This is a genomic window from Streptomyces sp. NPDC054841 (assembly GCF_053611045.1).
Window position 1 is genome coordinate 1 of the sequence record NZ_JBSGZO010000426.1, and the last position, 7400, is coordinate 7400.

Sequence of the window (7400 nt, forward strand, 5' to 3'; positions counted from 1 at the left end):
GCCCCTTTGCTTACCGGGCCGTGTGCTTACCGGCCCCTTTGCTTACCGGGCCGCTTTGATCACCTGGTCCCCTTGCTCACCCGAGCAGGTTCGCTCACTGGGCGCCGGGGCGCACCAGGCCGCTCTCGTACGCGTACACCGCGGCCTGCACCCGGTCGCGCAGGCCCAGCTTCGTCAGCACATGGCCCACGTGGGTCTTGACCGTCGTCTCACTGACGAACAGATCCGCCGCGATCTCCGCGTTCGACAGTCCGCGGGCAACCAGCTTGAGGACCTCGACCTCGCGCTCGGTGAGCGTGTGCAGCGTGTCCGGGACGGGCTCCTCGCCGGACGGCAGATGCCCCGCGTACTTGTCGAGCAGCCGGCGCGTGATGCTCGGCGCGAGCATCGCCTCGCCCCCCGCGACCACCCGGATCGCCTGCACCAGCTCGGTCGCCGGGGCGTCCTTCAGCAGAAAGCCGCTCGCCCCCGCCCGCAGCGCCTCCACGACGTACTCGTCGAGGTCGAAGGTGGTCAGCACCAGCACCTTCGCCGGACCGTCCCGCTCCGGGCCGGTGATCTGGCGGGTCGCCTCGACCCCGTCCATCCGCGGCATCCGGATGTCCATCAGCACCACATCGGGCTGCAGTGCCCGCACCTGGTCCAGAGCCTGAAGACCGTCCCCGGCCTCACCCACCACCGCGATGTCCTGCTCGGCCTCCAGAATCATCCGGAATCCGGTGCGCAGCAGTGGTTGGTCGTCGACCAGTAGGACGCGGATAGCCACGAGATCTCCTCAAGAGTGCTGGACGGGGCCCATTCTGCCCTGACCCGGCACCTGGCTCGCGGGCGGCCGCTCCGCCGGGACGGCAGGGGTGCCCCCAGCCCCGGGCGAAGCTCCGGGGGAGGGTGCGCACGGACCGGCCGACGCACCGCAGGGGACCTTGCTCACGCCGGGGTCCCCGTCGGCCCCACCGGCAGCGGGTACGCCGGCGGCGTGCCGCCGAACTCCGGACACACCGCCTGGTGGTCGCACCAGCCGCAGAGCTTCGTCGGACGCGGCCGCCAGTCGCCCGTCTCCGTGGCCTGCATGATCGCCTCCCACAGAGCCAGCAGCTTGCGCTCAACCCGCTCCAGATCCGCCACGACCGGGTCGTACGTCAGCACCTCCCCGCTGCCCAGATACACCAGCTGAAGCCGGCGCGGCACCACGCCCTTGAGCCGCCAGATCACCAGGGCGTAGAACTTCATCTGGAACAGCGCGCCCTCGCTGTACTCGGGCCGGGGGGCCTTGCCCGTCTTGTAGTCGACGATCCGCACCTCGCCGGTCGGCGCCACATCGACCCGGTCGATCACCCCGCGCAGCCGCAGCCCCGAATCCAGCTCCGTCTCCACGAACAGCTCACGCTCAGCCGGCTCCAGACGCGTCGGATCCTCCAGCGAGAACCACCGCTCGACGAGCTGCTCGGCCTCCGACAGCCAGCGCGCCAGCCGCTCGCCCCCCGCGTCCTCGGCGAACAGTTCGCCCAGCTCCGGCTTCGACTCCAGCAGCCGGTCCCACTGCCCGGGAATCAATGCCTTCGCCCGCGGCGCCGTACGCTCCACCGCCGGCACGTCGAAGAGCCGCTCCAGCACGGCATGGACGAGCGTGCCCCGGGTGGCCGCCTCGCTCGGCTTCTCCGGGAGCTTGTCGATCACCCGGAACCGGTACAGCAGAGGGCACTGCATGAAATCGCTCGCGCGCGAGGGCGACAGCGACATGGGCGGCCGGCTCTCCGGCACGGACGGCCGCCCGTCCGGCGGGGCCGGATGGCCGTCCGCCACCGACGGCTGGTCTTCCAGGGCGGGCGGCGGCACCGCCGAAGCGGGCACGCGGCCTTCCGCGGCGGGAGGCTGACTCGTACTCATGACTCAGACCCTACGGCCCGCCACTGACAGCGAGCGGCATACCATCGACGCCAGACCCTCTCGCACTGCATGATCGAGAGAAGACCGAGCGAGCGAGGCTTCGCGGCGTAACGTCTCGCAACGAAGGGAACCCGTGAAAGAGGACGAGGAGAGCGGCAGCAGCACGCAGCCGCGGTCCGGGACGGAGGCCTCGGACCCCGGAGGCGGAAAGCGGCAGCGCTCCACGGATCCGGGCGGCGGCATCCTCATGGGCCGTCCCTTCGGCGTGCCCGTGTACGTCGCTCCCAGCTGGTTCCTGGTCGCGGCCCTCATCACCTGGGTATTCGGCGGGCAGCTCGACAGAGCCCTGCCCGGACTCGGCGCCGCCCGCTATCTCGTCGCGCTCTTCTTCGCGGTCGCCTTCTACGCGTCCGTGCTCGTCCACGAACTGGCCCACACGGTCGTCGCGCTCCGCTACCAGCTGCCCGTACGCCGGATCCAGCTCCAGTTCTTCGGCGGTGTGTCGGAGATCGAGAAGGAGTCCGAGACACCCGGCCGCGAATTCGTCCTCGCCTTCGTCGGACCGCTGTTGTCCCTCGTCCTCGCCGGGGTCTTCTACCTCGGGATGTACGTCGTCGAGCCGGGCACCGTCCCCCGCGTCCTACTGGCCGGCCTGATGATCTCCAACCTCATCGTCGCCGCGTTCAACCTGCTGCCGGGGCTGCCGCTGGACGGCGGCCGGATGCTGCGCGCGGTCGTCTGGAAGATCACCGGAAAGCCGATGAGCGGCACCGTGGCCGCCGCCTGGGTCGGCCGGGCGCTCGCCGTCGCCGTCCTCGTCGGCCTGCCGTTGCTCACCCACACCGGCACGCTGGGCAACCCGGCCAAGGAACTCGGCGGCATGGACACCGTCACCGACGCCCTGCTCGCCGCCATCCTCGCCGCGATCATCTGGACCGGCGCGGGCAACAGTCTGCGCATGGCGCGGCTGCGTGAGCACCTCCCCGAACTGCGCGCCCGCACCCTCACCCGGCGAGCCGTCCCCGTCGAGTCCGGCACTCCGCTCTCCGAGGCCCTGCGGCGCGCCAACGAGGCAGGAGCCCGTGCCCTGGTCGTGGTCGACGGGCACGGCGACCCCACGGCCCTGGTCCGCGAGAGCGCGATCGTCGGCGTCCCCGAGCACCGCCGCCCCTGGGTCGCCGTCAGCGGCCTCGCCCAGGAGCTCACCGACGGCATGAGGGTGCCCGCCGAACTGGCCGGTGAGGCCCTCCTGGACCGGCTGCGCGCCACCCCCGCCTCCGAGTACCTGGTGGTCGAGGAGACCGGCGAGATCTACGGCGTGCTCTCCACGGCGGACGTCGAGCGGGCCTTCGTCCAGGCCATGGCACGACCTGGGACCTGAGGGGCCCCTTCTCCCCCTGCTCCTCGGCAGGGGGACTCGACCGGGACGTTCCGGCCGCCTGTGAACGGCAGCGTGCCCCTTCGGTCCGCCCGCCCGCCCGCGTGCGGGCGCGGTCGGGAGCGTGACCAAGGCCCGGTACTCTGGTCGCATGTCCGAACCGACCGGTGCCGCCCGCCGTCGCGGGCCCTTCAAGGTCGGGGACCAGGTCCAGCTCACCGATCCCAAGGGACGCCACTACACGTTCACGCTCGAGGCCGGGAAGAACTTCCACACCCACAAGGGTTCCTTCCCGCACGACGAGCTGATCGGTGCTCCCGAGGGCAGTGTTGTCCGTACCACGGGAAACGTCGCCTACCTCGCGCTGCGCCCCCTGCTCCCCGACTATGTCCTGTCCATGCCCCGCGGCGCCGCCGTGGTCTACCCCAAGGACGCGGGGCAGATCCTGGCCTTCGCCGACATCTTCCCCGGCGCGCGCGTCGTCGAGGCCGGTGTCGGATCGGGCTCGCTGAGCAGCTTCCTGCTCCGCGCCATCGGCGACGAGGGCATGCTGCACTCGTACGAGCGGCGTGAGGACTTCGCGGAGATCGCCAAGGGCAACGTCGAGCGTTACTTCGGCGGACCTCACCCCGCATGGACGCTCACCGTCGGTGACCTCCAGGACAATCTGTCCGACACCGACGTCGACCGCGTCATCCTGGACATGCTCGCCCCCTGGGAGTGCCTGGAGGCCGTCTCCAAGGCGCTCGTCCCCGGCGGCATCCTCTGCTGCTACGTGGCGACCACCACGCAGCTCGCGCGGACCGTGGAGTCCATCCGCGAGTTCGGCTGCTACGCCGAGCCGCAGCCCTGGGAGTCCATGATCCGCAACTGGCACGTCGAGGGTCTGGCCGTCCGCCCGGACCATCGGATGATCGGCCACACCGGCTTCCTCGTCACCGCCCGCCGTCTCGCGGACGGCGTGGAGCCCCCGATGCGCCGCCGCCGGCCGGCCAAGGGTGCCTACGGCGAGGACTACGAGGGCCCGAACAAGGGCTGACCACCCATCAGGGCTGACGCCCTTCACAACGCGACGGCGCCGCCGCCGAGTTCCCGGAGGACAAAAGGGAACTGGGTGGCGGCTCCTTTACGTTGGGCACGCCCCGTAGAGGTTTCGCACCCCCCTGTTCCCGCCTCCTGTGACGTGTGGCACTATGCGGGGCACCCCCACCGGCACCGTTGTTCACAGGAGACGCCTCAGTGCAGACCTCCGCCGTCCCGGATCTCGCGCACACCCACGCCCGCCCGGCACACTGGCTCGCCACAGCGACGGCGATGGCCGCGGTCGTCGCCGGGGCGGGACTGCTCCAGCCCGACCCCGCGAGCGCCGGTCAGTCGGACTCCGGGATCGCGACGGCCGTGGCCCCCGCACCGGACGTGACCGCCGTCGAGCTGCCGCTGGAGTGCGGCGCAGGGGGCGCCCAGGTGGTCAAGAAGGCCTCGGGGGACCTCGACGGGGACGGCGGCGCCGAGACGGTCGTGGTGGCCCGCTGCGCGGCGGGCTCCGGCACCCCGCCGAGCGGCGTCTACGTGCTGGCCCGTTCCGCGGCCGGCGCACCGCGGGTGGTCGCGACCCTGCTGGAGCCCGCGAAGCGGCTCAGCGTCGCGGACTTCGCCGTCCGTGACGGAGCTGTCACGGCCACTCTCCTCGGCTACTCGTCGCCCGACGTGCCGAGCTGCTGCCCCGATCAGCAGGAGAAGGTCAAGTGGCAGTGGCGCGGGGGGAAGTTCGTCGAGTCGGGCGAGGCCGATTCCGCCACGGACAGTGCGTGACCGCTCACCCTGCGCCTACTCGGCGCCGGGTCCGTACACCTCGACCTTGTCCGAAACGCGGCGCACATGGATGCAGTCGCCCGGACACTCCTTGGCGGAGTCGATGACGTCGGTCAGCAGCGGCAGCGGCACGGGTGTTGTGGCACCGGGCTGCTGCAACAGCTCGTCCTCCGCGCTCTTCACGTAGGCGAGACCGTCGATGTCCAGCTCGAAGACCTCCGGGGCGTACTGGGCGCAGATGCCGTCGCCGGTGCACAGGTCCTGGTCGATCCAGACTTCGAGACCGTCGTTCATGTCGCCTGCCGTTCCTGCGCGGTGTGTATCAAGCCGTGTTGTATCAATATGGGCCAGCCCTGACGGGTGTTGACCGTTCCGACGATACAACCGCCCGCTTTCCGATGTTGATGGGTGGGTATTCCCCTGGCGTGAGGGAGAGCGCAAGGGTGAAGATCGGACACACCCCTTCCGTCTTTGTGATCTAGGGGTTTCAATCACCACCCACCCAGGTAGGGTCAGGAAGCGTCCAGCTCCCCTTGGAGGAGGTGAGGACCGTGGCAGCCCACGACGACGACAACAACCGCGGCTTCCGGCCGGGACGGGGGTCTGAAGACCCTGCCGGCCAGGTTGCCTATCTTGAGCAGGAGATCGCCGTCCTGCGCCGCAAGCTCGCCGACTCTCCGCGTCATACGAGGATTCTCGAAGAGCGGATCGTCGAGCTGCAGACAAACCTGGCCGGCGTGTCCGCTCAGAACGAACGACTGGCGAACACGCTCCGTGAGGCCCGCGACCAGATCGTGGCTCTCAAGGAGGAGGTCGACCGGCTCGCGCAGCCGCCGGCCGGCTTCGGTGTCTTCCTGCAGCAGAACGAGGACGGCACCGCGGACATCTTCACCGGGGGCCGCAAGCTCCGGGTGAACGTCAGCCCCAGCGTCGAGCTCGACGAGCTCCGGCGCGGCCAGGAAGTCATGCTCAACGAGGCGCTCAACGTGGTCGAGGCCATGGAGTTCGAGCGCGCCGGGGACATCGTCACCCTCAAGGAGATCCTCGAGGACGGCGAGCGCGCCCTGGTGATCGGGCACACCGACGAGGAACGAGTGGTCAGGCTCGCCGAGCCGCTGCTGGACATGACCATCCGGCCCGGCGACGCCCTCCTGCTCGAGCCGCGCTCCGGCTACGTGTACGAGGTGATCCCGAAGAGCGAGGTCGAAGAGCTCGTCCTGGAAGAGGTCCCGGATGTCGACTACGACAAGATCGGCGGTCTGGGCAACCAGATCGAGATGATCCGGGACGCGGTCGAGCTTCCGTACCTCTACCCGGACCTCTTCAAGGAGCACGAACTTCGGCCGCCGAAGGGCATCCTGCTCTACGGCCCGCCCGGCTGCGGAAAGACGCTGATCGCGAAGGCCGTCGCCAACTCCCTTGCCAAGAAGGTCGCCGAGGTGACCGGCCAGCCCGCGGGGAAGAGCTACTTCCTCAACATCAAGGGTCCCGAGCTCCTCAACAAGTACGTCGGTGAGACCGAGCGGCACATCCGCCTCGTCTTCCAGCGTGCTCGTGAGAAGGCGAGCGAGGGCACCCCCGTCATCGTCTTCTTCGACGAGATGGAGTCCCTCTTCCGCACCCGCGGCTCGGGTGTCAGCTCGGACGTCGAGAACACGATCGTTCCGCAGCTGCTCGCCGAGATCGACGGTGTGGAAGGCCTCGAGAACGTGATCGTGATCGGTGCCTCCAACCGGGAGGACATGATCGACCCCGCGATCCTGCGGCCCGGCCGGCTCGACGTCAAGATCAAGATCGAGCGTCCGGACGCGGAGGCCGCGAAGGACATCTTCGCGAAGTACCTCACGCCTTCGCTGCCGGTCCACGCAGACGATCTCTCGGAGCACACCGGCTCCAAGGAGGCGGCGGTCCACGGCATGATCCAGTCGGTCGTGGAGCAGATGTACGCCGAATCCGAGGAGAACCGCTTCCTCGAGGTCACCTATGCGAATGGTGACAAGGAAGTCCTCTACTTCAAGGACTTCAATTCCGGCGCAATGATCCAGAACATTGTGGACCGGGCCAAGAAGATGGCCATCAAGGCCTTCCTCGACCACAACCAGAAGGGTCTGCGGGTCTCCCACCTCCTCCAGGCGTGCGTGGACGAGTTCAAGGAGAACGAGGACCTGCCGAACACGACGAACCCGGACGACTGGGCCCGGATCTCCGGAAAGAAGGGCGAGCGGATCGTATTCATCCGCACCCTTGTCACCGGAAAGCAGGGCGCGGACACCGGACGCTCCATCGACACGGTGGCAAACACCGGTCAGTACCTGTAGATCGC

The 7400-nt window shown here is 69.2% G+C and carries 7 protein-coding genes; 4 read left to right on the forward strand and 3 right to left on the reverse strand.

Translation table 11 applies throughout. From position 1 onward, the window contains the following. Positions 1-94 precede the first annotated feature (94 nt). Both ACWGI8_RS35405 and ACWGI8_RS35410 read right to left on the reverse strand, forming a co-directional pair. Positions 95-766 (reverse strand): response regulator, encoded by a 672-nt coding sequence (locus tag ACWGI8_RS35405; protein ID WP_453667334.1) that lies wholly within the window; start codon positions 764-766, stop codon positions 95-97. A gap of 161 nt (positions 767-927) precedes the next feature. After that, complete coding sequence (locus ACWGI8_RS35410) at positions 928-1740, reverse strand: RecB family exonuclease (protein ID WP_453667343.1); 813 nt, start codon at positions 1738-1740, stop codon at positions 928-930. 280 nt (positions 1741-2020) lie between these two features. On the opposite strand from ACWGI8_RS35410, the gene ACWGI8_RS35415 reads away from it, so the two are divergent. From ACWGI8_RS35415 to ACWGI8_RS35425, 3 genes are all read left to right on the forward strand, one after another. Then, positions 2021-3268 carry a site-2 protease family protein gene (locus ACWGI8_RS35415; protein WP_453667336.1) on the forward strand — a complete coding sequence of 416 codons (1248 nt, stop codon included), beginning with the start codon at positions 2021-2023 and terminating at the stop codon, positions 3266-3268. A gap of 148 nt (positions 3269-3416) precedes the next feature. Next, positions 3417-4304: a tRNA (adenine-N1)-methyltransferase gene (locus ACWGI8_RS35420; protein ID WP_453667338.1), complete on the forward strand. Its 888-nt coding sequence runs from the start codon at positions 3417-3419 to the stop codon at positions 4302-4304. Between the two features lie 200 nt (positions 4305-4504). Continuing rightward, positions 4505-5077, forward strand: a complete 573-nt coding sequence (locus tag ACWGI8_RS35425; protein WP_453667339.1) for a hypothetical protein — start codon at positions 4505-4507, stop codon at positions 5075-5077. Between the two features lie 15 nt (positions 5078-5092). Here ACWGI8_RS35425 and ACWGI8_RS35430 read toward each other — a convergent pair whose 3' ends face one another. Then, positions 5093-5371 (reverse strand): ferredoxin, encoded by a 279-nt coding sequence (locus ACWGI8_RS35430; RefSeq protein WP_453667341.1) that lies wholly within the window; start codon positions 5369-5371, stop codon positions 5093-5095. A gap of 257 nt (positions 5372-5628) precedes the next feature. On the opposite strand from ACWGI8_RS35430, the gene arc reads away from it, so the two are divergent. Then, positions 5629-7395 carry a proteasome ATPase gene (gene arc / locus ACWGI8_RS35435; RefSeq protein WP_453667342.1) on the forward strand — a complete coding sequence of 589 codons (1767 nt, stop codon included), beginning with the start codon at positions 5629-5631 and terminating at the stop codon, positions 7393-7395. Positions 7396-7400 lie beyond the last annotated feature (5 nt).

What these genes read in the sequence shown, in the direction of transcription:
- ACWGI8_RS35410 (WP_453667343.1), bottom strand. Translation starts at nt 1,740, where the DNA reads ATGTCGCTGTCGCCCTCGCGCGCGAGCGATTTCATGCAGTGCCCTCTG.
- ACWGI8_RS35420 (WP_453667338.1), top strand. Translation starts at nt 3,417, where the DNA reads ATGTCCGAACCGACCGGTGCCGCCCGCCGTCGCGGGCCCTTCAAGGTC.
- ACWGI8_RS35430 (WP_453667341.1), bottom strand. Translation starts at nt 5,371, where the DNA reads ATGAACGACGGTCTCGAAGTCTGGATCGACCAGGACCTGTGCACCGGC.